21 protein-coding genes and 1 pseudogene are annotated in these 23934 nt (G+C 62.6%); 11 read left to right on the top strand and 11 right to left on the bottom strand.

The genetic code is table 11. The features are described 5' to 3' along the window. The first annotated feature begins 200 nt into the window (after nucleotides 1–200). From CKW11_RS02860 to CKW11_RS02870, 3 genes are all read left to right on the top strand, one after another. The gene (locus CKW11_RS02860) at nucleotides 201–1064 is read left to right on the top strand and encodes a LysR family transcriptional regulator (RefSeq protein WP_095136762.1); all 864 of its coding nucleotides are present in this window, start codon (nucleotides 201–203) and stop codon (nucleotides 1062–1064) included. A 112-nt stretch (nucleotides 1065–1176) separates the two neighbouring features. Further along, entirely contained in the window at nucleotides 1177–2322 is a 1146-nt protein-coding gene (locus tag CKW11_RS02865; RefSeq protein WP_095136259.1) for an SRPBCC family protein, read from the top strand. Continuing rightward, entirely contained in the window at nucleotides 2319–3389 is a 1071-nt protein-coding gene (locus CKW11_RS02870) for an SMP-30/gluconolactonase/LRE family protein (RefSeq protein ID WP_095136261.1), read from the top strand. The genes CKW11_RS02865 and CKW11_RS02870 overlap by 4 nt, the downstream gene beginning before the upstream one ends. 492 nt (nucleotides 3390–3881) lie before the next feature. Here CKW11_RS02870 and CKW11_RS28630 read toward each other — a convergent pair whose 3' ends face one another. Both CKW11_RS28630 and CKW11_RS02885 read right to left on the bottom strand, forming a co-directional pair. Further along, entirely contained in the window at nucleotides 3882–4046 is a 165-nt protein-coding gene (locus CKW11_RS28630) for a hypothetical protein (protein WP_166495921.1), read from the bottom strand. Nucleotides 4047–4155: 109 nt separating this feature from the next. Further along, the gene (locus tag CKW11_RS02885; protein WP_042559423.1) at nucleotides 4156–4398 is read right to left on the bottom strand and encodes a DUF465 domain-containing protein; all 243 of its coding nucleotides are present in this window, start codon (nucleotides 4396–4398) and stop codon (nucleotides 4156–4158) included. A gap of 203 nt (nucleotides 4399–4601) precedes the next feature. Here CKW11_RS02885 and CKW11_RS02890 point away from each other — a divergent pair, with 203 nt between their 5' ends. Then, entirely contained in the window at nucleotides 4602–5123 is a 522-nt protein-coding gene (locus CKW11_RS02890; RefSeq protein ID WP_095136267.1) for a DUF4142 domain-containing protein, read from the top strand. A 62-nt stretch (nucleotides 5124–5185) separates the two neighbouring features. On the opposite strand, the gene CKW11_RS02895 is transcribed toward CKW11_RS02890, so the two are convergent. Further along, entirely contained in the window at nucleotides 5186–5455 is a 270-nt protein-coding gene (locus CKW11_RS02895; RefSeq protein ID WP_095136269.1) for a hypothetical protein, read from the bottom strand. A gap of 249 nt (nucleotides 5456–5704) precedes the next feature. On the opposite strand from CKW11_RS02895, the gene CKW11_RS02900 reads away from it, so the two are divergent. From CKW11_RS02900 to CKW11_RS02925, 6 genes are read left to right on the top strand one after another with little or no spacing between them, the layout of a single operon-like run. Continuing rightward, nucleotides 5705–6556, top strand: coding sequence for an STAS domain-containing protein (locus CKW11_RS02900; protein WP_095136271.1), 852 nt, complete (start codon nucleotides 5705–5707; stop codon nucleotides 6554–6556). 4 nt (nucleotides 6557–6560) lie between these two features. Further along, on the top strand, nucleotides 6561–6923 hold the full coding sequence (locus CKW11_RS02905) for an STAS domain-containing protein (protein WP_095136273.1): 363 nt from the start codon (nucleotides 6561–6563) through the stop codon (nucleotides 6921–6923). Then, on the top strand, nucleotides 6920–7324 hold the full coding sequence (locus CKW11_RS02910; protein ID WP_003225570.1) for an anti-sigma regulatory factor: 405 nt from the start codon (nucleotides 6920–6922) through the stop codon (nucleotides 7322–7324). The genes CKW11_RS02905 and CKW11_RS02910 overlap by 4 nt, the downstream gene beginning before the upstream one ends. Further along, nucleotides 7321–8331: an ATP-binding protein gene (locus tag CKW11_RS02915; protein WP_095136763.1), complete on the top strand. Its 1011-nt coding sequence runs from the start codon at nucleotides 7321–7323 to the stop codon at nucleotides 8329–8331. Before CKW11_RS02910 ends, CKW11_RS02915 begins: the two co-directional genes overlap by 4 nt. After that, nucleotides 8324–9199, top strand: a complete 876-nt coding sequence (locus tag CKW11_RS02920; protein ID WP_095136275.1) for a sensor histidine kinase KdpD — start codon at nucleotides 8324–8326, stop codon at nucleotides 9197–9199. Before CKW11_RS02915 ends, CKW11_RS02920 begins: the two co-directional genes overlap by 8 nt. After that, nucleotides 9189–11132, top strand: coding sequence for a response regulator (locus CKW11_RS02925; protein WP_095136277.1), 1944 nt, complete (start codon nucleotides 9189–9191; stop codon nucleotides 11130–11132). The genes CKW11_RS02920 and CKW11_RS02925 overlap by 11 nt, the downstream gene beginning before the upstream one ends. 196 nt (nucleotides 11133–11328) lie before the next feature. On the opposite strand, the gene CKW11_RS02930 is transcribed toward CKW11_RS02925, so the two are convergent. The 3 genes from CKW11_RS02930 to CKW11_RS02940 all read right to left on the bottom strand — a co-directional run bounded on the left by CKW11_RS02930 (nucleotide 11329) and on the right by CKW11_RS02940 (nucleotide 17082). Then, complete coding sequence (locus tag CKW11_RS02930) at nucleotides 11329–13962, bottom strand: excinuclease ABC subunit UvrA (RefSeq protein ID WP_095136279.1); 2634 nt, start codon at nucleotides 13960–13962, stop codon at nucleotides 11329–11331. 183 nt (nucleotides 13963–14145) lie between these two features. Further along, nucleotides 14146–16257 carry a hybrid sensor histidine kinase/response regulator gene (locus CKW11_RS02935; RefSeq protein ID WP_095136281.1) on the bottom strand — a complete coding sequence of 704 codons (2112 nt, stop codon included), beginning with the start codon at nucleotides 16255–16257 and terminating at the stop codon, nucleotides 14146–14148. A gap of 135 nt (nucleotides 16258–16392) precedes the next feature. Continuing rightward, nucleotides 16393–17082 (bottom strand): GntR family transcriptional regulator, encoded by a 690-nt coding sequence (locus CKW11_RS02940; RefSeq protein ID WP_095136283.1) that lies wholly within the window; start codon nucleotides 17080–17082, stop codon nucleotides 16393–16395. 122 nt (nucleotides 17083–17204) lie between these two features. Between CKW11_RS02940 and CKW11_RS28750 the strand changes: the two are divergent. After that, nucleotides 17205–17282: pseudogene (locus tag CKW11_RS28750) on the top strand (flavin reductase family protein); the annotation flags it as partial. A 150-nt stretch (nucleotides 17283–17432) separates the two neighbouring features. Here CKW11_RS28750 and CKW11_RS02945 read toward each other — a convergent pair. The 5 genes from CKW11_RS02945 to CKW11_RS02965 all read right to left on the bottom strand — a co-directional run bounded on the left by CKW11_RS02945 (nucleotide 17433) and on the right by CKW11_RS02965 (nucleotide 23934). Beyond that, complete coding sequence (locus CKW11_RS02945) at nucleotides 17433–18092, bottom strand: DUF799 domain-containing protein (RefSeq protein WP_095136285.1); 660 nt, start codon at nucleotides 18090–18092, stop codon at nucleotides 17433–17435. Beyond that, nucleotides 18089–18457 carry a DUF4810 domain-containing protein gene (locus CKW11_RS02950; protein ID WP_003225593.1) on the bottom strand — a complete coding sequence of 123 codons (369 nt, stop codon included), beginning with the start codon at nucleotides 18455–18457 and terminating at the stop codon, nucleotides 18089–18091. The genes CKW11_RS02945 and CKW11_RS02950 overlap by 4 nt, the downstream gene beginning before the upstream one ends. Nucleotides 18458–18485: 28 nt before the next feature. Then, nucleotides 18486–19172 carry a CsgG/HfaB family protein gene (locus CKW11_RS02955; RefSeq protein ID WP_177439976.1) on the bottom strand — a complete coding sequence of 229 codons (687 nt, stop codon included), beginning with the start codon at nucleotides 19170–19172 and terminating at the stop codon, nucleotides 18486–18488. A 272-nt stretch (nucleotides 19173–19444) separates the two neighbouring features. Continuing rightward, on the bottom strand, nucleotides 19445–22543 hold the full coding sequence (locus CKW11_RS02960) for an error-prone DNA polymerase (protein WP_218235210.1): 3099 nt from the start codon (nucleotides 22541–22543) through the stop codon (nucleotides 19445–19447). Next, entirely contained in the window at nucleotides 22519–23934 is a 1416-nt protein-coding gene (locus CKW11_RS02965) for a DNA polymerase Y family protein (protein ID WP_095136291.1), read from the bottom strand. Before CKW11_RS02965 ends, CKW11_RS02960 begins: the two co-directional genes overlap by 25 nt.

Consider the following 23934-nt stretch of genomic DNA (forward strand, 5'->3'; position numbering starts at 1 on the left):
CACAAAATCCATGGCCACCGCCCAACCCTGTGGGAGCCGGGCTTGCCCGCGAAGGCGGTGGGTCAGGCGATGTTGGTTTGACGGTTCACGAAATCGATGGCCACTGCAGAGCCTTGTAGGAGTGAGCCCGCTCGCGATGAACGATGACGCGGTGGCGAGCCGGCACTTACAATGCCCGCACCTCAGACACCGGCCCGCCCATGGACATCGACCTCGCCCGCACCTTTCTGGAAATCGTCCGTCACGGCAGCCTCGCTGCGGCGGCGCAGAAGCTGTTCGTCACGCAGACGGCGATCACCGCCCGGGTGCAGAAACTCGAAAGTCAGCTGGGCAGTACCCTGTTCGTGCGCAACCGCGCCGGGGCGAAACTGACCGCCAACGGTGAGGCCTTCGTGGTCTACGCCAATCAACTGGTGCAGACCTGGGAAGCCGCGCGGCGCGACCTGCCGCTGTTGGACGGTTATCACAACGTGCTGCACATCGGTGGCGAAGTCAGCCTGTGCAACCCGTTGATGCTCAGTTGGGCCGCCGAACTGCGCGAGAAAATTCCCGGCCACGCCCTGCGCATGGAAATCCGCGACGGCGAAAACCTGCTGCGCCAACTCGAACTCGGCGTGCTCGATGCCGCGCTGGTCTATCAGCCGGAATACTGGCCGGGCCTGCAGGTCGAGCAGGTGCTGGAAGAAAAACTGATTCTGGTGCGCGCGCCGAACCGCCCGGATCCCTACGTCTACATCGACTGGGGGCCTGATTTCCGTCGCCAGCACGACGCTGCCCTGCCGGAAAAGGCCAAAGCTGCGCTGAGTTTCAACCTCGGCCCGTTGGCCCTGCAATACATCCTCGAACATGGCGGCAGCGGCTACTTCCGTACCCGCGTGGTGCGCAGCTATCTGGAAACCGGCGCCCTGGAAGCAGTGACCAAGGCCCCGGAATTCGGCTATCCAACCTATCTGGTGTATGCCCGCGAGCGCGACTCGGCGACGCTGCAACAGGCGTTCGATCTGCTGCGCCAGGTAATCGCCACCGATGACGACTGGTCGCAACGCTGGAACCCGTTGAGCTGAGTCGGCCGCTTTACACCGGAGCATGGCGCAACTGACCTCAAGGTGCGGCCTGCACAAACGGCCGGATCGGCTAATCTGCCGGGTATAACAACAATACCCACAGGTGAACGCAGTGAGGCAGACCACCGAGGCATTTCGCAGCCGCTACCGTGTGGCGATTCATCCGTTGTACAACCCGTGGCTGCACGGCGCCTTCGTGCTGCTGTTCGGCGTGCTGGCAATCGGCGCCTTCTGGAGCAGCACGCATCAGGTGCAGCCGCTGGAATGGCTGAGCGTGCCGCTGACCCTGCTGCTGTTCAACTTTGGTGTGTACATGGTTCATCGCCACCTCGGTCACCACAAAAAGACTTTCGCCAAGCTGTTCTATGCCCGACATGCCGGTGACCATCACAGCTTTTTCACCCCCGGCCACATGACTTACGACGGCGCCCGCGACTGGCGGGTGATTCTGTTTCCGGCCTGGCTGATCGTCGTGCATACGCTGGTTTTCACCCTGCCGCTGTGGTGGCTGCTCGCGCAGTTCAACACCAATGTCGCCGGGCTGTTCGGCGGCTGCATGGTCCTGGGTTATCTGACCTACGAGGTGTTTCACGCCTGCGAGCATCTACCGCCGAATAATCCGCTGACCCGCCTGCCATGGATCCGCCAGATGCGGCATCTGCACGAGCTGCATCACCGCCGCGAGTGCATGCAGGAGCGTAATTTCAATATCGTTTTCCCGCTGATGGATTACCTGTTCGGCACCCTGTACTGGGAGCCGCAACCCGCCCCGTTGCGCTATTCGAGATCACCCATGACCCGCATGCAGCACCAGATCGATATCGCCGGCGAACCGGTCGCCGTGCTCCGCTACGCCGCCAGCGTCAACCACTGGCCCGAGTGGCACCCGTCGTCGCTGAAAATCGACGGCCCGCAAGGCCCGCTGCATGCCGGCGCGCGTTTCGAAGAAGACATTCATGCCGGCGGCCGCGCCGGCCATTTGCGCTGGGAGGTCACCGAGTATTTGCCCGGTCGCCGCTGGTGCGCCCGGGCGCGGGGCGATCATGGCTTGTCGCTGCTGCTGACCTACGAGTGCGCGGCGCAAGGTGACGGCACGCGGTTCGTGCGCACTCTGGATTACCGGTTCGATGGCCTTGGCATGCGCCTGGCCAATCTGCTGCTGCTCAAGCGCCGCATCGAACGTGAATCGGCAACCTCGATGCAGGCCTTGCGCGACATGGCGCTCAGGCACCTGACGCTGACGGGGCACCTTTCATGAAGCGCCTGCTGTTATTGCTGGTGATCCTCGTCATCGCGTTTGTGCTGCTGATGCCGACCAAGGTGCAGCCGGTGGCGTGGAAACCGCCAGCGGCTCCGTCACTGAACGAAGGGGTTTACGCAGAAAACCAGCGGCTCAAGGCCGTCGAACAGGTTGGCCCGAGCGACATCGACGGCCCCGAAGCACTGCTGCTGGAGGGCGATTACCTGATCACTGGTCTGCATGATGGGCGACTGATCCGCACCAGCCTCGATGGCAAGACGCGCAAAGTGCTGAGTGACACTGGCGGCCGGCCGCTGGGCCTGGCACGGCATCCCAACGGTTTGCTGGTGATTGCCGACGGGGTCAAGGGTTTGCTGTCGCTCGACGCTCAGGGTCAGTTGATTCCCCTGACCACCGAGGCCAATGGCCTGCCCTTCGGTTTCACTGATGATGTGGCGATCGACAAGTCCGGGCACTACGCCTATTTCAGCGATGCCAGCAGCCGCTGGGGCTACGGCCATGACGGTGAGGCGATCATCGAGCACGCTGGCGACGGGCGTCTGTTGCGTTATGACTTCCAGACCGGCAAGACCAGCGTGCTGCTGGACAAACTGCAGTTTGCCAACGGCGTGACCCTCGGCCCGGATGACGCTTATGTGCTGGTCAATGAAACCGGCGCCTATCGCATCAGCCGTTACTGGCTGACGGGGCCCAAGGCCGGCACCCATGATCTGTTCATCGAAAACCTGCCCGGCCTGCCGGACAACCTCGCGTTCAATGGCAGCAATCGCTTCTGGGTCGCGCTGTACGCGCCGCGCAGTGCCTTGCTCGACGGCACCGCCGGGCATCCGCTGCTGCGCAAGATGATCGTGCGCGCGCTGATGGTGCTGCCGAAACCGGTGGAGAAACGCGGGTTTGTCCTGGGGCTGGACCTTGAGGGCAAGGTGATCGCCAATCTGCAGGACGCCAGCAGCGGCAATTACTCGCCGATCACCACAGCGCGCGAGTATGGGGACTGGTTGTATCTGGGGTCGCTGAAGGCTACGCACATGGCGCGATTGCCGTTGGCGGATGCGTTGAAATGATGCATGGCAAATGTGGGAGCTGTAATCCCAATGTGGGAGCGAGCCTGCTCGCGAAAGCGGTGTGTCAGGCAACGATGATGTTGAATGGGCTGGCCTCTTCGCGAGCAAGCCCGCTCCCACAGGGGAACCGCATTCCAATGTGGGAGCGAGCTTGCTCGCGAAAGCGGTGTGTCAGGCAACGATGATGTTGAATGGGCTGGCCTCTTCGCGGGCAAGCCCGCTCCCACAGGGGGATTGCGTTCCAATGTGGGAGCGGGCTTGCTCGCGAAAGCGGTGTGTCAGGCAACGATGATGTTGAATGGGATGGCCTCTTCGCGGGCAAGCCCGCTCCCACAGGGGGATTGCGTTCCAATGTGGGAGCGAGCTTGCTCGCGAAAGCGGTGTGTCAGGCAACGATGATGTTGAATGGGCTGGCCTCTTCGCGGGCAAGCCCGCTCCCACAGGGGGATTGCGTTCCAATGTGGGAGCGGGCTTGCTCGCGAAGGCGGTCTGTCAGTTACCGGATCTGTCGAACTTGTCCGGATCTTCGTCTTCAGGAAGATCTTCGTCCGGTTCTTCAGGAAAAGTGGTGGTGTGCGCTGGGCTGTTGGGCTCAGGGTGCGTGGGAACCGGGTCGAAACCGCCCTGCTCTTCACTGGGGAATCTGGGTGTGTTCATGTGGCACCTCGCAGAGAGTCGCTGAATGAAGACTCTGAACATTCGAGGTGCCGAGGGTGGTTGTCGTTCCAATCAATCCGCAACCGTGGGTCGGCGGATCATCCGGGGATCAGGACGGCGCCTGCAAATGGCTGACTATTTCGTCCTTGACCTTAAGACGCTTCTCTTTGAGTTTTTTCAGTGCGTCGTCGCTGGGGGCGTCCGAGGTGGCCGTTTCGGCCTTGACCACGTCGGCGTCAGCCTGGGAATACTTGTTGATCAGTGAATCCAGTCGTGGATCCTGGGTGCGTTTTTGCTGGATCTCTTCCTTCGTGCAGCTCAAGTCCTGAAACAGGTCATGGGGAACCGGCATGGAACACCTCCGTCAGTTGATCGGCAGCCGACGCGACCGATGCGTCAGCCCGTATCAGAATGGCCTTGGTTGAGGGGTTCTGTCGACCACCTGTCAGACCAGCGGTGGCCGTTCGTCGCCCTTTCGGAAACACGATCAAACCTTTTCCCTCTCCGCTCCCTCCATTGCATAACGTCAACAAAAACCTGTGTGGAGATACATCAATGGACGGATTCAACCTGCGTCATCTCGTTCTGGCTGTCGCTCTGAGCAGCGGCATGGGCAGTGCCTTCGCCGCCACTTCGAACGACTTCGTCGACAATGCCGCTGCCGGTGGCATCGCCGAGATCGAGACCAGCCGCCTCGCCCTGGAAAAAAGTCAGTCGGCCGACATCAAGGCGTTCGCCAACATGATGATCACCGACCACAGCAAGGCCAACGATGAGCTGGCCAGCATTGCCAAGGCCAATGACATCGAAGTCCCTGACACCACCACCCTGGTCAAGCAGGCCAAGGAAAAGATCCTCGACATGCGCGATGAATCCTTCGACGCGGCCTACGCCAACAACCAGGTCAAGGCCCACGAAGAAACCATCGAACTGTTCAAGAAAGAAGCCAACACCGTCACCGACGACAAGACCAAAGGCGCACCCGAGCTGAAAGCCTTTGCGCAGAAAATGCTGCCGGCGCTGGAAAAACACCTGACCGCGGCCAAAGAGCTGCAGGCCAAACACCCGAGCAAGTAACCCGGGCGCTGTACAGCAAAAGGCCGCATTGATTAATGCGGCCTTTTGTCGTTTCAGTGCGATCAACCGCCGTCAGTATCGATGTCGGCATCGGTTTCTTCACCGGGCTTCGGACGATCAGGCTCAGGTTCGAAACCAGGGCTGAACTCGTTGTCGTTGTCGGTGTGTTTGTTCTTCTGGTCCACCGTAGGGTCAGCGCTCTGGACCTGTTCGCTCTCGCCCTTCGGCGGGATTGGCGGGCTCTGCCCCGGCACTTGCGGGTCGATGGCCGGGTCGTTGCGATTAATCGGTTCGGCGTCCGGTTTCTGCTGCTGTTGCGATTGCTCGTTCATAGCCACCTCGTTTTTCAATGCTGGCGCGACTCAAACCCGTCGGCCTTGTATATTCGAAGCCGCTACGGTGCCAACGTTCAAAACATCGCTGGTTTGAGGGGCGCCGACTAGAGTTACCGGGGCACTTCTTGCGCCAGATCAAAAATATCCCTGAGCAACCGAACAACTATTTTGAACGGCAAAGGTCACTGACTTCGCACCGGTCACTTTTTACAGAACCGGCCCAATACGCTACGGAGCAACAGGCACATGGCAGCACTGCAGAACAGCACATTCGATGCGATGAAAAACAAACAACCCCAACTGCTGAGCGAATGGATCAACGGCCTGGAAGCCAGCGGCGCCACCCGCAATCTCAAAGACCATGACCTGCAACAACAGACCAGCGAATTCCTGCAACTGGTGATCAATGGCCTGCAGGATGACAACGGCACCAACATCAATGCGCCGGGTTGGGAAGCCACCCGCCAGTTCCTCGAAAAGCTCTCCCACAGCCGCGCCCAGCTCGGTCAGGATTCGCAACAGACCGCCAGTTTCATCTTCGCCCTGAAGGGCCCGCTGTTTGCCCTGCTGCAAGCGCACTATAAAGAACAGCCAGCGCTGCTCGCCGAACAACTCTGGGAAATTTCCGAACTGTTCGACGCCTTCGGCATGCACACCATCCGCACCTTTCAGAAGTCCCGTGAAGCGGTGATCAAACGCCAACAGGAAGAACTGCTGGAGCTGTCCACGCCGGTGGTCAAGCTGTGGGACGGCGTACTCGCGCTGCCGATGATCGGCACCCTCGATTCGCAACGTACCCAAGTGGTGATGGAGTCCTTGCTGCAACGCATCGTCGACACCGGTTCGGAAATCGCCATCATCGACATCACCGGCGTACCGACCGTCGACACCCTGGTCGCCCAGCACCTGCTGAAAACCGTGACCGCGATTCGCCTGATGGGCGCCGACTGCATCATCAGCGGCGTGCGTCCGCAAATCGCCCAGACCATCGTCCACCTGGGCCTCGATCTGCAAGGCGTGGTGACCAAGGCCAATCTGGCCGACGCGCTGAAGCTCGCCCTCACCCGCCTGGGCATCAGCCTCGGCAAAGCGGTCTGAGCCGATGGAACGTATCCCGATTCTCCAAATGGGCAAGTTCCTGCTGGTGACCATTCAGGTCGACATGCATGACCAACTCGCCCTCACGTTGCAGGACGACTTGTCCGAGCGCATCAGCAACACTTCGGCTCGCGGTGTGCTGATCGACATCTCGGCGCTGGACATGGTCGACTCGTTCATTGGCCGGATGATCAGCACCATCTCCGGGCTGTCGAAAATCATGGACGCCGAAACCATGCTGGTCGGCATGCAGCCGGCCGTGGCGATCACTCTGGTCGAACTCGGCCTGACCCTGCCCGGCGTCAGCACCGCACTGAACGTCGAGCGCGGGATGAAACTGCTGCAGGAACGAGTAGACCGGCAATGACCGTACGCAGCAGCGGTACTCAACCCATCCATATCGAGCAGGATGTCGTGCTCGCACGCCAGACCGCCCGCAAGCTCGCCACCGAATGCGGGATGCGCCTTATCGACCTGACCAAAATGGTCACGGCGGTCAGCGAACTGGCCCGCAACACCATGGTGTACGGTGGCGGCGGCGACATGGACTGGCAAATTCTCGATGAAGATCACAAGGTCGGTCTGCGCTTGACGTTCCGCGACGAAGGCCCCGGTATTGCCGATATCAAACTGGCGATGACCGACGGCTGGACCTCCGGCAGCGGCATGGGCTTGGGCCTGACCGGGGCAAAACGCCTGGTCGAAGAATTCGAACTGGACACCGAGCCGGGCAAGGGCACGCGAATAACGATCACCCGATGGACATGAATATCGCAGGGTCACTGACCCAGGTGCTGCTGATCGAAGACAGCAGCCAGATCGGCCACGCCCGGCGCACCGCGCAACGGCTCGCCGAGCAGCATGGCTTTGATGAGACCGATGCCGGGCGGGTAGCGCTGGTCGCCACCGAACTGGCCAGCAACGTGCTCAAGCACGCCAGCCGCGGCGAAGTTCACCTGCGCCTGCTGCCGCGCCCCAACGGGTACGGCATCGAGATGCTCGCGGTCGATCGCGCACAGGGCTTTGACCTCGACGCCTGCCTGACCGATGGCTTTTCCACCGGCGGCACCCAGGGCATCGGACTGGGTGCCGTGGCGCGGCAGACCGAAGTCTTCGACGTGCATGCCGACGCCCGTGGCGCGGTGCTGCTGGCGCGTCTGTATCCGCGCGGCGACCGGCAGCCCGACTTGCGCTACGGCGTCAGCCAGCACTCGTTGCACAACGACCCGGCGTGCGGCGACACCTGGCACCTGGCGTACAACGGCGCCAATGTCAGTGCGCTGATCATCGACGGTCTCGGCCACGGAGAGGATGCCGAACGCGCGGCCAAGGCCGGCGAGCGGGTGTTCGCCGAGACCCCGTTCGCCAGCCCGGTGCTGCTGATGGAGGATATGCACCGCGACATGATCGGCAGCCGTGGCGGCGCAGCCGCGTTCGCCCAGTTCAATGCCGCCCGCGACGGCCTGACCTTTACTGGCGTGGGCAACATCGGCGCCAGCCTGATCACCGCCGACAAGTCGCGGGGCCTGGCCTCGCACCCGGGCATCGTCGGCGGCCAATACCGGAAAGCCCAGCCCTTTGACTATGCTCACGTGAACGGACATCTATTGATCATGTACAGCGACGGCCTGCAGTCCCGTTGGAATCTTCAAGACTACCCCGGTCTGGTGCACCGCCATCCTGCCGTGATAGCCAGCGTCCTGCACCGTGACTTCTGTCGCGGGCGCGACGATGTCACCGTGCTGGTCGTTGCTCTGGAGGCCGCCCATGGCTGAGTCACCAAGCCTGAATGCCGCCGAACAGGCTGCGCTGATCGCCCGATTGCAGAGCGAGACCGCGGCCCTGCGCGAGGAACTCGACGAGACCAACCAGGGCGTGCTGGCGCTCTATGCCGAACTCGACAACCAGGCCGAAGAACTGAGGCAGGCCTCGGACCTGAAAAGCCGCTTTCTGTCGTACATGAGCCATGAGTTCCGCACGCCGCTGGGTTCGATCCTGAGCATCAACAGCTTGCTCGCCGACGAGCTCGACGGCCCGCTCAGCCCCGAGCAGCACAAGCAGGTGGCGTTCGTCAGCAGCGCCGCCCGCGAACTCAGTGACATGGTCGATGACTTGCTCGATCTGGCGAAAATCGAAGCCGGACGGATCAGTATTTCTCCGGCGTGGTTCGACATGTTCGACCTGTTCTCTGCCCTGCGCGGGATGTTCCGGCCGATCGTCGATGCCTCGGCAGTGGATCTGATTTTCGAAGAGCCGGTCGGCCTGCCACGGCTGTACACCGACGACAAGAAACTCGCGCAGATCCTGCGCAATTTCATTTCCAACTCGCTGAAGTTCACCACCCGGGGTGAAGTGCGGGTCTCGGCGCGCCTGGAAGGCTCGGACAAAGTACGTTTTGCCGTCAGCGACACCGGGATCGGTATCGCGCCGGAGCTGCACGGCGCATTGTTCGAGGACTTCTCGCAGGTCGACTCGCCGTTGCAGAAACGTCTGCGCGGCACCGGCCTCGGCTTGTCGCTGTGCAAGCGCTTCGCCGCCCTGCTCGGCGGCGAGGTCGGGATGGACAGCAAGCCGGGGGTCGGATCGACCTTTTTCGTGATCATTCCACTGGCGCTCGCCCTGGAGAATGTCGATGAAACGTGACATCCGTCTGTTGATCGTCGACGACAACGTCGCCACCCGCTACGCCTTGCGCCGGCGCCTGGAGCGCCATGGCTACGAGGTGCTGGAGGCCGGCACCGGCAGCGAGGGCCTGGCGCTGATCGCGAGCGAGGGACTTGATGCACTGATCCTCGACGTCAACCTGCCGGACATGAGTGGCTTCGACATCGTGCGCATCTTGCGTGCTGATGCACACACCGCGCTGCTGCCGGTGATCCACGTGTCTGCCGCGTCGATCCAGACCGGTGACATCATCACCGGTCTGGATGCCGGGGCGGATGCCTACCTGATTCACCCGGTAGACCCGGACGTGCTATTGGCGACCCTGCGCACTCTGCTGCGGGTACGCGATACCGAAAACGCGCTGCGCGAGAGTGAGGCCCGCTTCCGCGAGATTTTCGTCAATGTCTCGGCGCCGATTGCCGTGCTCGACGCCAACCTGAAAGTGCATGAGTGCAACCACGCCTTCACGCAGATGATTCAGGACAACCGCAACCCGGAAACGCTCAGCGAGTGCTTTGACCAAGACCAGGGCGCGATCCTCAACGAGTTGCGCCTGCGGCTGGTCGATGGCGAGCGCTGGAAAGGCACGTTGAACATGCGCGTACAGGGCGAGGTTCGCGAAACCGAGTGGCAGATTTCGCCATATCGCACGCCGCAGCTGAGCCTGGTATTCGTCGAAGACGTCACCGAGCATCGCCACCGCGAGCGCTCGCACCTGGCACAGCTGGACGACACAACCACCCAACTGGCCAAAGAAGTTGCCGAGCGGGTGCGCGCCGAATCGCAGTTGCTGCAAGTGCAAAAGATGGACGCACTGGGCAAGCTCACCGGAGGCATCGCCCACGACTTCAACAATCTGCTGACCGGGATCATCACCAGCCTCGAACTGATCCAGAAACGCATGGCCGATGCGCGTCCGGACAAGGTGCAGTTCTACGCCGAAGCCGCACTGAATTCGGCGATGAGTGCGGCGTCCCTCACTCATCGTCTGCTGGCCTTCGCCCGCCAACAGCCGCTGGATACCCGGCCGGTGGACATCAATGAGCAGGTGCGCTCGCTGGAAGAACTGCTGATGCGCACCATCGGCGAACGCATCACCCTAAAACTTGAGCTGACTAACAAACCGGCGGTTGCCCTGGTCGACCCGGTGCAGTTGGAAAGCGCTGTGCTGAATCTGGTGATCAATGCCCGGGATGCGCTGCCCAGGGGTGGCAATATCTGGGTCAACACCTATGCGGCGTATTCCCATGGCGACCCGAATCTGGCCGATGGTGCGTATGTCGCGCTCTCGGTGCGCGATGACGGCACCGGTATCGAGCACAGTGTGATCGACAAGGTGTTCGATCCGTTCTTCACCACCAAACCGCTGGGCCAGGGTACTGGTCTGGGGTTGTCGACGATCTACGGTTTCGCCCGCCAGTCCGGTGGCGATGCGCACATCCGCAGCGTCGCACGGCGTGGCACCGAAGTGACCATCATGTTGCCGGCGACGAACGACCCGACCGGCGCCGACATCCCGGCACCGAAGGTGGATCCGCAGGGTGCCGGCGAGCATGTCCTGATTGTCGAGGACATGCCGGCAGTGCGCATGTTCGTCACCGAAGTGCTGGAAGACGCGGGTTACCGCTGCACGCAGGCGGCGGATATCGAAACCGCGCTGGAGCGCTTGCAGAATGATCCGACGATCGACCTGCTGCTGAGCGACGTCGGCCTGCCACGCATGAGCGGTCGGGAGCTGGCGGATGTAGCGCGCGGCTGGCGTGAAAGCCTGCCGATCCTGTTCATGACCGGTTATGCCGAGACCGCGATCAATCGCCAGGTGTTCCTGGGTAGCGGCATGGAAATGCTGGTCAAGCCGTTCCAGATCAGCGAACTGCTGGACAAGGTCCGCCGCACACTTGATGGCGCCTGACACACCGCCACCAGGTTGCTCGGTTGAGAACACAGCCCCTGTAGGAGTGAGCCTGCTCGCGATGGCGTCAGGTCAGTCAATTCATTTCTGGCTGACACTCCGCTATCGCGAGCAGGCTCACTCCTACAAGGGATTGCGGTGTGACATCTTCCGAGTACACCGCAGCCCTCTGTGGGGGCCAGTGGGATCGCCGTGGTTATCGGCTCAAGGCCCGGGCCAGAAACGGTGCGGTTCGGCTCTTCTTGCTCGCGGAGACTTTCTGCGGCGTGCCGGCGGCGACGATTTTGCCGCCCTGATCACCAGCCCCCGGGCCGATGTCGATCACCCAGTCACTCTGCGCCACCACGCGCATTTCATGCTCGACGACGATCACTGTGTGCCCTGCCGTGACCAGGTTGTCCAGTTGCTCCAGCAGTCGGTCGACATCACGCGGGTGCAGTCCGGTGGTCGGTTCGTCCAGCACATAAAGGGTCGCACCGCGCTGATTGCGCTGCAGCTCAGTGGCCAGTTTGATCCGTTGTGCTTCACCACCGGACAACTCGGTGGCCGGTTGCCCAAGCCGCAGATAACCGAGGCCAATGTCACGCAGCACCTCCAGCGAACGGCGAATCCCCGGCTGTTCGCCGAACACCTCAACCGCCTCATCCACCGTCAGTTGCAGCACCTGGGCAATGCTCAAGCCCTGCCACTGAATCGCCAACGTGTGCGGGTTGTAGCGCGCGCCGTGACAGGTCGGGCACGGCGCATACACGCTCGGCATAAACAGCAACTCGACACTGACAAAACCTTCACCCTCGCAGGTCGGGCAACGGCCCTTGGCGACGTTGAAGGAAAACTGCCCGGCGTCATACCCCGCCGCCCGTGCTTCAGGCGTGGCGGCGAACAGTTTGCGCACGTTGTCGAACAGCCCAGTGTAGGTCGCCAGATTCGAACGTGGCGTGCGGCCGATGGGCTTTTGATCGACCTGCACCAGGCGCTTGATCGACTCCAACCCCGCAGTCACCTGACCGCTGCTGGCCTGCGGCGCATCGTCTTCGAGGCTGAGTTCTTCCGACTCGTTCTCAACCAGCGGCCGCCCGAGTTGCGCGCCGACCAGTTCGAGCAACGCCTGACTGACCAGACTCGACTTGCCCGAGCCGGAAACCCCGGTCACCGAAGTGAAGCAGCCCAAGGGAAATTCAGCGCTGAGGTTGTGCAGGTTATTGCGGCTGATGCCATCGAGTTTCAGCCAACCGCTCGGCTTGCGCGCGGTGCGGGTCTGCCGCTGGCTCTCGGCAAACAGGTAGGCGCGGGTCTGCGATTCGTCGATCTCGGCCAACCCTGCCGGCGGACCGCTGTACAGCACCCGGCCACCCTTCTCGCCCGCCGCCGGACCGACGTCGATCAGCCAGTCGGCGCGGCGCATGGTTTCCAGATCGTGCTCGACCACAAACAGCGTATTGCCGTCAGCCTTCAGCCGCTGCAAGGCCTCGAACAGCGCCTCGCCATCGGCCGGATGCAGACCGGCGGATGGCTCGTCGAGCACGTAGATCACGCCGAACAGTTGCGAGCCCAATTGCGTCGCCAGACGCAGGCGCTGCAGCTCGCCGGACGACAACGTCGGCGTGCTGCGCTCCAGCGCCAGATAACCGAGGCCCAGATCGGTCAGGGTGCTGACCCGCTCCAGCAAGTCTTCGGCAATCCTCTGCGCTGCCAGGCGTTTTTCCAGCGACAGGTTCGGCGTGTGGCGCACGTCCGGTGCACTGGCGTGGCCGCTGGCACCGTGCGCCACGCGCTGCTGACGGGCCTCGCGGGTTTGCGCATGGCTGAGGGTTTCGCCGCTTTCCTCGACCTGTTGCAGATAGGTCGCTGCGGCCACAGGCTTCAATACTTCGGCCACTTGCAGCAACGGCATCTGCGACAGTTCACCGATGTCGTAACCGGCAAAGGTTACCGATAACGCTTCACGCTTGAGGCGTTTGCCGTCGCACAACGGGCAAGGGCTGCCAAGCATGAATTGCGCAACGCGCTTCTTCATCAGCGCGCTTTGCGAGTGGGCGAAGGTGTGCAGGATGTAGCGTCGGGCGCCGGTGAAGGTGCCCTGATAACTCGGCTCCATCTTGCGCTTGAGAGCGACCCGGGTTTCCTCCGGGGTCAGCCCGGCGTACACCGGCACGGTCGGGGTTTCTTCGGTGAACAGAATCCAGTCACGCTGCTTTTTCGGCAGTTTCTTCCAGGGAATATCGACGTCGATGCCCATGGTCACGAGGATGTCGCGCAGGTTCTGCCCTTGCCACGCCAGCGGCCAGGACGCCACGGCGCGTTGGCGGATGGTCAGGTTCGGATCGGGCACCATCAGCGCCTCGGTCACCTCGTAGACCCGGCCCAGACCGTGGCACTCCGGGCACGCGCCTTGCGGGGTGTTCGGCGAAAAATCCTCGGCATAGAGCATCGGCTGCCCCGGCGGATAACTGCCTGCGCGGGAATAAAGCATGCGGATCAGGCTCGACAAGGTGGTCACGCTGCCCACCGACGAACGCGTGCTCGGCGTACCGCGCTGCTGTTGCAGGGCCACGGCGGGCGGCAGGCCTTCGATGGAATCGACATCCGGCACGCCGACCTGATCGATCAGCCGCCGTGCATACGGCGCCACCGACTCGAAATAACGCCGCTGGGCTTCAGCGTACAACGTTGAAAACGCCAGCGACGACTTGCCCGAACCCGAAACCCCGGTGAACACCACCAGCGCGTCGCGAGGGATATCGACGTCGACATTCTTCAGATTGTGTTCCCGGGCGCCACGCACCCGAACCATGCCGGCGGGTGCTTTGGAGGTGCGTTTGGAAGTCATGGGCTGTCCCTGCAGAAAAAATTAGGGGCGAAACTGAACCCTGTGGTGAGGGGATTTATCCCCGATCGGCGGCGCAGCCGGCGCAGTCACTGCAAATTCCATGTAGGTGGAAAAATGCTGGGGAGTGCTGCGCACTCCATCGGGGATGAATCCCCTCGCCACAGGGAATCGGGGATTAGCCAGCTAGGCACTGAGCACCGAGCGAATCATCTGCAACAACGCCTCCGGGCCATAGGGCTTGCCGAGCAAATGCGTGTCCGGACTCAACTGGTGGTTGCGCGAGATGATGTCGCGGGTGTGGCCGGAGGTGAACAGCACCGCCACCGGTGGCGTCTGCACCTTGGCCCAGGCTGCCAGATCGGAGCTCTTGATCAGCCCCGGCATCACCACGTCGGTGAAAATCAGATCCACGTCGATCCCTTCCAGCAGCATCTGCATCGCCACGTCGCCATTGCCGGCGGTCAGCACGCGGTAGCCTTCTTCGCGCAGCAACTCCACGGCCGAAGCGCGCACCGCGTCGTTATCCTCGACCACCAGAATGGTCTCGTGGCCGCCGCCCTGGTGCGGGTCGACGCTCGGCGTCTCATCGAGAACCGGACGCAGGCTGCGCGGAAAGTACAGTTGCACCCGCGTGCCTTCGCCCACGGTGCTGTCGATCTCGACGTGGCCGCCACTCTGTTTGACGAAGCCGAACACCATGCTCAAACCGAGCCCGGTGCCCTGGCCGTCAGCCTTGGTGGTGAAGAACGGCTCGAACACTTGCTCGAGCATTTGCGGCGCAATGCCGACGCCGGTATCGCTGACCACCACCCGCACGAAATCGCCGGCGACGATGCCTTTGCCCGCGCAAAAAGTGCTGTCCAGCCGAGTATTAATGGCACTGAGAACAATCGTGCCCTCGCCTTTCATCGCATCCCGGGCGTTGATCGCCAGATTGAGAATGGCGTTTTCCAGTTGATTGCGGTCGACGTTGATGTGCCACGGTTCCTGCGGCAATTGCACGTCGATCTGAATGGTTTCACCGAGGGCGCGCTGCAGCAATTCGCCGACGCCGTCGAAGATCTGCCGCGGATCGCACACCGCCGGTGACAACGGCTGGCGCCGAGCAAAAGCGAGCAGTTGCGACGACAGCTTGGCGCCGCGCTCGACCGCTGCCAGCGAGGCGCTGACCCGGCGCTGCACGTTGGCATTGTCCGGCTCATGCCGCGCCAGCAAATGCAGGTTGCCGGCAATTACCTGCAGCAGGTTGTTGAAGTCGTGGGCCACGCCACCGGTCAGTCCGCCGATGGCTTCAAGCTTCTGCGACTGGCGCAATTGCTCTTCCGCCGCCAGCCGGGCACCCACTTCACTGGCCACCCGCTGCTCCAGGTTGCGCGTGAATTTGAGCAGGGATTCTTCGGCAATCTTGCGTTCATGGATGTCGATCAACACCCCGGGAAAACGAAACGGCGCGCCGTGTTCGTCGAACTCGCAGGCGCCACTGGCGAGCACCCACAGGTAGCTGCCGTCCGCGCGCCGCACGCGGTATTCGGCGTTGTACGGCTCGCCAGTCTGCAGCGAGTGACTGACCCGGTCATGCACCCACGCCAGGTCGTCCGGGTGGATCCGCGACTCATTGACCGATTGCGGCAGGTTGCTCAGGTCCTGATCCGGCGGATAACAAAAGGTCCGGGCGAAACGCTCGTCGGCCGACAGCACATTGTTCTTCACGTCCCAGACGAACGAGCCAAGCAAGGCCCCGGCATTCAGCGCCAGACGCACCCGTTCGTTGTCGGCTCGATAGGCATCTTCTGCCGCCTGACGCAGGCGCTCGGAGCGCACTAACTCGGTGGTCTCGACCACCATCGCCATCACGCCGGAAGGCACGCCGTCATCGTTGGCCACCGGGCTGTAATACAGATCCATCCAGACATCTTCGGGCACGCCATCGCGCAACAGCACCAGTTCCTTGTTGCGGTAGGACAAGGTGCCGCCCGCCAGACAGGTGTCGACCACGTGCCGGTTGAACTCGGCGACTTCCGGCCACCCCAGTTCCACCGGTGCGCCCAGCAGATACGGGTGGCGACCACCGGCAAACTGCGAGTAGGCGTCGTTGTAGATCATGTACCCGGCGTGGCCCCAGAGCATGACCATCGGCAAGGGCGAGGCCAGCATCAATTGCACGGTGCTGCACAGACTGGCAGGCCAGGTGTCGAGCGGGCCGAGTTCGGTGAGGCGCCAGTCGAACGCGCAAATGCGTTCGGCCATCTCGCCTTTCCAGCCGTCGCAACCGTGGCTATCGGATAAAAACTGCATCGATTGACTCGGTGTCCTGTGGTGTTTGCCCGATGTATCGCAACGCTGAACGAACGCGGCGCCCCTGTGTTTCGAGCGCCGCCGGCCGCATTGGTTTCATTGAAGGTATAGCCGATTTCTCGCTGCGGCCCGGGTTCAGACCCCGATCAGGTGTTTGAGCGGATGGTAGCCAGTTTTCATCTTCGCGGCGACGTCGAGAATCGCCTTCTCGATGCCGTTCAAATGCGTGCAGGTCAGTTCGATGGCGGCGTTCTGGTCGCCCGCCTCGATGTATTCGATCAGGCGCAGATGTTCGTTGTCACGGCAGGCTTCATGGCTGTCGTCATCGAGTGCGGCGACATACAGCGAGGCGCGGGAAATCAGCTTCTGGAACCAGTCGAGCAGCACCGGGTTGTTGAGGCTGCGCGCCAGTTTGAGGTGGAACTCGCCGAGCAGGTAAATCAGTTGCTCGTGGTCGCCCGCCGCGTGGGCTGCGTCCTCCAGTAGCAGGTGCTCGCGCAGGTCCTGCATCGCTGCGGTGTCCTTGCGCCGACAGAGTTCGGTGACGATGCCGATCTCGATCAGCCGCCGGGTTTCGAACAGCGAGCGGATCTCTTCGTTGCTCGGCAACGACACCGATGCACCTTTATTCGGCTCGGTGGTGACCAGCCCCTCGGCTTCCAGTTGCTTGAGCGCGGCGCGTACCGACGTACGGCTGACATTGAACAGCTCGGCCAGCGACGCTTCACCCAGCTTCATCCCCGGACGCAGCGAACGCTTGCTGATCGCCTGGTAAACCCCTTGGTAGACGCGGTCGACCGTAGTTTCCAGTTTCTTCTCGGTCATTCGAACACTCCTTTAGCCTCGGGCAAACACGGTTTTCCAGAGTTGTGCGCTGTTTGCACCGATAAGTGTGGCGCAGGATATCGCCTTCGGCCTCCTGATGCAGGGTCTGGATACGATTAGGGCGGGATGACTTCGATTTGCCGACCCGCTCATTGCAAGCGTGGACGGAAGCACCGGGCGGTGGCGAGCGGTTTTGGCCGACGCCAAATAAATTGGCTGCGAAACGCCTTCCCCTTGTGGGAGCGGGCTTGCTCGCGAATGCGGTGGGTCAGTCGCCAATGTTTTACTGACCCACCGCATTCGCGAGCAAGCCCGCTCCCACAGAGGATTTAAGGCGTGCCGGTAATTTTTTAGTCCGTGCCGTATTTCGGCGAACGCGGGCCGTACAACAGGCCGGCGTGCTGACCGGCCGACAACAGGCGATTGCTCGCCACGCCAGCAATCGGGAAACCGGCATCGGTCGAACTGTTGATCACCTGCTTCACCGCCGCCGTGATCAGCATGCCGACCAGGCCGCCACCGCTGTTGTTGCCGCCCTCTTCGCTCGACGCCCGGGCCGAACCGGTCCACAGCGTGGTGCCGGATTTCAGGTCGACCAGTTTGGCGGTGGCGGTCACAGCAGTTTCGCTGCTGATCACCATGTAACGCGTACCGTACTCGGTCACGGTGATGTACAGCGCAGCGTCGGCGCCGAAGATTTCCTTGAGCTTGTTGGCCGGTGCCTGATGAATGTCATCCGGGGTGGTCAGGCCGTTCTGGCGGAAGGTTTCGTCCACCAGGGTGATCGGCAGCACGTAATAACCGGCCTCGGCCAGTGGGAACGTCACTTGCGACAACAGGCTGTACGACGCCTTCACGTCGGGCGAGGTGTTCAGCGGTGGCAGCACCAGAATGGTCTTCGGCCGCGCCTGCTTGTACGCCGAATAATCCACGGTCTTCGGCGCGACGCAGCCACCGAGTACGGTCAAGGCCAAACCGGCGGCCAGCAGTTTCAGGGTACGCGAGATCATTTGGCGTCTCCGGTCTTGGCATTTTTAAGCAGAAAATCCATGTACGGGCCGGACTCGGGGAACAGCGCTTTCTCGGTGCGGAACTGCTGCACCATCTGATCGTCCTTGCCCATGCTCAGGTACAGCAGACCCAAGTGCGCGTGGTAACCCGGCGGCACGGCCTTGCCGGTGGAGCGGATCTTCTGCAGGTCGCGCTCCAGCACTTCGGCCTGGGCTTCCTTCGGCTCTTCGCCTTTGAAGTATTCGTAGACCTGCGGTTGGTAGTCTTCCCACTGGTACAGGGTTTTCGGGCTGCTGCAACCGGCCAGCAAGGCGCTGGCGGCCAGCGTCAGGGCCAGCAGCGACCGCGACAAAGTCAGATTCATGGGTGTTGCTCCTTGCAATGAATAACGATCAGTTGCCCGGTTTCCAGGCACCGGCGTTCATACCATCGACCAGACGATTGATCGCCTCGCGCATGGCCAGATCGAGGACTTTGCCGTTGAGGGTGGAGTCGTACGCGGCGGTGCCGCCGAAGCCGATGATTTCGCGGTTGGACAAGGCGTATTCACCGGCGCCCTGAGTCGAATACACCACTTCGGAGGTGCTGATGTTGACGATGTTCAGGTTGACCTTGGCGTAGGCGACCTGGGTCTTGCCACGGCCGAGAATGCCGAACAGCTGGTGGTCGCCGGTTTCTTTGCGGCCGAACTCGGTGACGTCACCGGTGACCACGTAATCGGCGCCCTTGAGGCGCTGGGCCTGGCCCTTGATCGCCGCTTCCTGCTGGATCTCGCCCATGTTGTCGCGATCCAGTACCGAGAAACGGTTGGTCTGCTGCAAGTGAGTGATCAGGATGGTCTTGGCCTGGCCGCCGAGACGATCGACGCCATCGGAGAAGATCCCGCGCATGTAGCTGGAGCGGTTATCGAACTTGCCCACCGCCATCGGTACGCGCGCGCCGGTCCAGACTTGCGTGGCGCTCTCGACCTTGGCCACCGGCAGTGCGCGGGAGCTTTCGGTGGCGCACCCGGCAAGGGAGCTGGCGAGGGTGCCGAGCACGGCAATCGCAACGCCTGAGACCAACATCCGGGAGATCATTCTCACTGTGCATTCCTTCTGAAAAAAACGGTGTGTCCCGGCACGGCTACGCGGTGGGGAGCGGAAAAGGGGCGGCATTATGACAAAGTGCCACCATTGGTGACAGAGATTTTTGACGCCAATCAATTGGCTTGTTTGGACACACACAAATCCCCCATGTGGGAGCGGGCTTGCTCGCGAAGGCGGTGTGTCAGCCACTTATTTGCCAACTGACACACCGCCTTCGCGAGCAAGCCCGCTCCCACAGGGGGGGATTTGTGGTGTCCTGGGGTTTAGTGAAAGTCGCGGCTTTGTACGCGGATGCCATCGAGCAGCGGACTCAGGTCGCTCAGCCTTCCGGCGATCAAATGCCGTACTTCGCCCTCCCGCTCCCAGCGGCCATCGACCTTGAGCAATTGCGAGCCGACCAGCACCTGACGCTGGCGCTCGGCCAGATCGCGCCAGACCACCACGTTGACGTTGCCGAATTCGTCTTCAAGGGTGACGAAGGTCACGCCGCTGGCAGTGCCCGGTCGCTGCCGTCCGGTGACCAGCCCGGCAATGCTCACTGGCCGGCCGTGTTCGACCTCCAGCAACTCCCGCGAACTGCGGCAACGCCGCGCCTTCAGCTCGCCACGTAGCAGCGCCAGTGGATGCGGCCCCAGCGTGGTGCCGATGGTCGCGTAATCGGCCTGCAGGTCCTCGCCGACGCTCGGTTTGGGCAGCAGCACATCCGGCTCTTCCTGACTCGGCAACCCGGCAAACAGGCCCAGTTGTTTCTGCACCCCGGCCACTTCCCAGCGCGCGCGATGCCGATGCCCGGCCATCCCGCGCAACGCGCCGGAGTCAGCCAACAGCGCCTGAGCGCGGCTGTCGAGCGCGGCGCGTTCGCCCAGATCGGCGACATCGGCAAACGCCCCCCGCGCCCGCGCCGCTTCGATGCGCCGGGCGTCGTCCTCGCGAAAACCCTTGATCATCCGCAGGCCCATACGAATCGCCGGTTGCGCGCCGCTGATCGGTTCCAGGCTGCAATCCCAGTCGCTGGCGCGCACGTCCACCGGACGGATCTGCAATTGATGGCGGCGCGCGTCCTGCAGAATCTGATCCGGGCTGTAGAAGCCCATCGGCCAACTGTTGATCAACGCGCAGGCGAACGCCGCCGGTTCGTGGCACTTGAGCCAGCAACTGGCGTAAGTCAGCAAGGCGAAACTGGCAGCGTGGGATTCGGGAAAGCCGTAACTGCCAAAGCCTTTGATCTGCTCGAAGATCTGCGCGGCGAATTCCTCGGTGTAGCCGTTTTTCTTCATGCCGGCGGCCAGTCGCGCCTTGTGCGGCTCCAGCCCGCCGTGGCGTTTCCACGCGGCCATGGAGCGACGCAACTGATCGGCCTCGCCGGGGCTGTAGTCGGCGGCGACAATGGCGATCTGCATCACCTGTTCTTGAAACAGCGGCACGCCGAGGGTGCGTTTGAGCACCACTTCAAGTTCCGGCGAGGGATAGGTTTCCGGCTCTTCCTTGTTGCGACGGCGCAGATACGGATGAACCATCCCGCCCTGAATCGGCCCCGGGCGGACGATCGCCACCTCGATCACCAGATCGTAGAACTTCGCCGGTTTCAGCCGCGGCAGCATCGACATCTGCGCCCGCGATTCGATCTGGAACACGCCAATGGTGTCGGCACGGCTGATCATCTCGTAGGTCGCTTTGTCTTTATCAGGGATCGTCGCCAGGCTGAGATCCAGATGCCGATGACGGCGCAGCAAGTCGAAACAACGACGGATCGCACTGAGCATGCCGAGGGCGAGGATATCGACCTTGAGCAGCCCGACCGCGTCGAGGTCGTCCTTGTCCCACTGAATGATCGTGCGCTCGGCCATGGCGGCATTTTCCACCGGCACCAGCGTATCCAGCGGTTGCTCGGAAATCACGAAACCGCCGGGGTGCTGCGACAGGTGCCGGGGGAAGCCGATCAGTTGCCCGGTCAGGCTCAGCACCCGACGCAGCACCGGGCTGTCGGGGTCGAAGCCGCCTTCGAGCAAGCGTGCCAGCGGTGGTGTTTCATCGCTCCAGTGACCGCAGCAATCGGCCAGTGCATTGATCTGATCCGGCGGCAGCCCAAGGGCCTTGGCCACGTCACGCGCCGCACCGGCGGCGTGGTAAGTGCTGACCACCGCCGTCAGCGCCGCCCGCTGCCGGCCATAACGGCGGAACACGTATTGCAGGACTTCTTCGCGGCGCTCGTGCTCGAAATCGACGTCGATGTCCGGCGGCTCGTTGCGTTCTTTCGACATGAAACGTTCAAACAGCAGCGTGGTGCGGTCCGGGTCGATCTCGGTGATACCCAAGGCGAAACACACCGCCGAGTTGGCCGCGGAACCACGGCCCTGACAGAGGATTTTTTGCTTGCGGGCGAAACTTACTACGTCGTGCACGGTGAGGAAGTAGCTTTCGTAGCCGAGTTCGGCGATTAGTCGCAGCTCATCGTCGATTTGCTTGAGCACCTTGGCCTGCGGCCCTTTCGGCCAGCGCCAGGCAATGCCTTCTTCGGTCAGTTGGCGCAACCAGGAACTGCCGGTATGCCCCTCCGGCACCAGCTCCTTCGGATACTCATAGCGCAACTCGCCCAGCTCGAAAGTACAGCGCCGCGCCAGTTGCACCGAGGCGTCGAGCAACGCCGGCGGATACAACTCGCGCAACACCTCAAGGCTACGCAGATGGCGCTCGCCGTTGGGATGCAGGCGCAATCCGGCCTCGGCCACCGGGACGTGATGGCGGATCGCAGTCATGGTGTCCTGCAAGGCGCGCCGGCCACGGGCGTGCATGTGCACGTCGCCGCTGGCCACGGCGGCGATCTGCAGTTGCTCGGCCAGACTCAGCAGTGCCGCCAGCCGCCGCTGATCGTCCTGCCCACGATGCAGCTGCACCGCCAGATACAGACGCTCGCCGAAAGTCTGTTTCAGCCAGCGCCCCTCCTCCACGTCATCGATGCTGTCCGGCACCCACACGGTGAACAACCCCGGCAGCGGCTCACTGAAATCCTCGCGCAGCACCTGATACTGGCCCTTCTGCGTACGCCGCCGGGCCTGAGTGATCAAGCCGCACAAGGCCTGATAGCCCGCAAGATTTTCCACCAGTAGTAGCAGTTTCGGGCCGTTGTCGATGCGGATTTCGCTGCCGATGATCAGCGGCAGCTCTACCGATTTCGCCGCTTGCCAGGCCCGGACGATCCCGGCCAGCGTGCACTCGTCGGTAATCGCCAGCGCCTGATAGCCGTGTTTTTTCGCCCGCTGAAACAACTCAAGGGCACTGGAGGCACCGCGCTGGAAACTGAAGTTCGACAGGCAGTGCAGCTCGGCATAGCCGTGGCTCATGCAAACCAGCCCTGCAGCCACAACGGCCCGCCCTCGCCCACGGCCCGATAGGCCCAACCCTGCTGACCGGCGCGGTTCTGGATCAGGTAGTAATCGCGGCGCACATCGTCGCCGTCCCACCAACCGGATTCGATGCGCTCCGGGCCCATGAGAATCCGCGCTGAACCTTCGGCCACGCTCTGCGGTTCGCCGAGCAGCCAACCCGGACGCTGCACGCTCGGCAAACCGCTGCAACGCTGCTTGTCGACGCCGTTCTGCCACGCACATTCGGGGCGGTGGTCGGCCTGAAAGCGCAAGCCCTGCACCGCGTCATCGCCAAGCCGTGCACGCAGGCGTTCGCGCAATTGCTCCCAGGGCAAGGTCTGTTGCGGACGGTCATCGAACAGTTCCTGAAACTGCGGCACGAAACTCGGCAGGTCTTCGGCGCGCAGGCGAAAGCCGCGTACCGGGGCCTCGACCTGGACTTGTTCCAGTCGCCCACGAGCCAATTCGAAGAGCATCGCCGGATCGCGCTCGGCGCTGAGCAGACCAACCTTGATCAGCGTGTCCGGCAGCCCGGCGTGCTCCAGATGCAGGTCGAAACGCTGCACGCCGCTGTCACGCCCGCAGAGGAACGCCGACAGGTCAGCGGTCAGACGCCGCAACGGGAACAACAGTGCCTGATGGGATTGCACGTCGAAATTCAGTTCGATGCGCACATCGAAACGATCCGGCGGCAGGTAGAACGCCAAGGCCAGCGGCCGTGCGCCGAACAGAGTGTCGAGGTGTTTGAGCATCGACGCTTCGAAGCGCCGGGCCAGGGCCTGACGCGGCAGGCTTTGCAACTGGTTCAGGTTGCGCAGGCCCATGCGCGCCAGTGCCGTGGCGACCTGCGGCTCCAGCCCGACACGGTCGACGGGTAATTGCCCGAGGTGATGTTGCAAGGCTTCGCCGTCGGGCACCACCAGGCCGTCGTAGGCATTGGCCAGCACCCGCGCCGCCACCGGATTGGGCGCGGCGACGATGCGATGGCGGAAGCCCAACTCGGTCAGCTCCTTGCGCAGCCGTGCTTCGAACTGCGCCCAGGAGCCGAACAGGCCCAGGCTCGACTCGATCTCGAACACCACGGTACGCGGGTAATGCACGCTGACTTGCGCGCTGAAACGATAGGCCCACGCGGCGAGGAACTGCTGCCAGTGTTCGACCTCGGCGAGGTCGTAGTCGGCGGTGGCAAAGCCTTTGCTCAGAGCTTGGGCAGCGGTCATCGACTGGCCGGCGCGCAAGCCTAGTTGACGCGCCGCTGCATTCACCGCTTGCAAGACCCGGCGCTGGGCCGGGCCACTGAGCAGCACCAACGGCTCATCGGGATCGGCACGCTGACGCAGCACCGCGTCGAGGGCCAATTGCGGGAACAGAATACACACCCAGCGCAT

The organism is Pseudomonas sp. Irchel s3a10 (assembly GCF_900187525.1).
Taxonomy (GTDB): domain Bacteria; phylum Pseudomonadota; class Gammaproteobacteria; order Pseudomonadales; family Pseudomonadaceae; genus Aquipseudomonas; species Aquipseudomonas koreensis_G.

Coding starts and splice junctions, on each gene's coding strand:
- CKW11_RS02885 (WP_042559423.1), bottom strand. CDS start 4,398: ATGCCGGTTCCCCATGACCTGTTTCAGGACTTGAGCTGCACGAAGGAA.
- CKW11_RS02935 (WP_095136281.1), bottom strand. CDS start 16,257: ATGCAGTTTTTATCCGATAGCCACGGTTGCGACGGCTGGAAAGGCGAG.
- CKW11_RS02890 (WP_095136267.1), top strand. CDS start 4,602: ATGGACGGATTCAACCTGCGTCATCTCGTTCTGGCTGTCGCTCTGAGC.
- CKW11_RS02900 (WP_095136271.1), top strand. CDS start 5,705: ATGGCAGCACTGCAGAACAGCACATTCGATGCGATGAAAAACAAACAA.
- CKW11_RS02895 (WP_095136269.1), bottom strand. CDS start 5,455: ATGAACGAGCAATCGCAACAGCAGCAGAAACCGGACGCCGAACCGATT.
- CKW11_RS02870 (WP_095136261.1), top strand. CDS start 2,319: ATGAAGCGCCTGCTGTTATTGCTGGTGATCCTCGTCATCGCGTTTGTG.
- CKW11_RS02860 (WP_095136762.1), top strand. CDS start 201: ATGGACATCGACCTCGCCCGCACCTTTCTGGAAATCGTCCGTCACGGC.
- CKW11_RS02915 (WP_095136763.1), top strand. CDS start 7,321: ATGAATATCGCAGGGTCACTGACCCAGGTGCTGCTGATCGAAGACAGC.
- CKW11_RS02925 (WP_095136277.1), top strand. CDS start 9,189: ATGAAACGTGACATCCGTCTGTTGATCGTCGACGACAACGTCGCCACC.
- CKW11_RS02920 (WP_095136275.1), top strand. CDS start 8,324: ATGGCTGAGTCACCAAGCCTGAATGCCGCCGAACAGGCTGCGCTGATC.
- CKW11_RS02905 (WP_095136273.1), top strand. CDS start 6,561: ATGGAACGTATCCCGATTCTCCAAATGGGCAAGTTCCTGCTGGTGACC.
- CKW11_RS02955 (WP_177439976.1), bottom strand. CDS start 19,172: ATGATCTCCCGGATGTTGGTCTCAGGCGTTGCGATTGCCGTGCTCGGC.
- CKW11_RS02945 (WP_095136285.1), bottom strand. CDS start 18,092: ATGATCTCGCGTACCCTGAAACTGCTGGCCGCCGGTTTGGCCTTGACC.
- CKW11_RS02950 (WP_003225593.1), bottom strand. CDS start 18,457: ATGAATCTGACTTTGTCGCGGTCGCTGCTGGCCCTGACGCTGGCCGCC.
- CKW11_RS02930 (WP_095136279.1), bottom strand. CDS start 13,962: ATGACTTCCAAACGCACCTCCAAAGCACCCGCCGGCATGGTTCGGGTG.
- CKW11_RS02965 (WP_095136291.1), bottom strand. CDS start 23,934: ATGCGCTGGGTGTGTATTCTGTTCCCGCAATTGGCCCTCGACGCGGTG.
- CKW11_RS28630 (WP_166495921.1), bottom strand. CDS start 4,046: ATGAACACACCCAGATTCCCCAGTGAAGAGCAGGGCGGTTTCGACCCG.
- CKW11_RS02940 (WP_095136283.1), bottom strand. CDS start 17,082: ATGACCGAGAAGAAACTGGAAACTACGGTCGACCGCGTCTACCAAGGG.
- CKW11_RS02910 (WP_003225570.1), top strand. CDS start 6,920: ATGACCGTACGCAGCAGCGGTACTCAACCCATCCATATCGAGCAGGAT.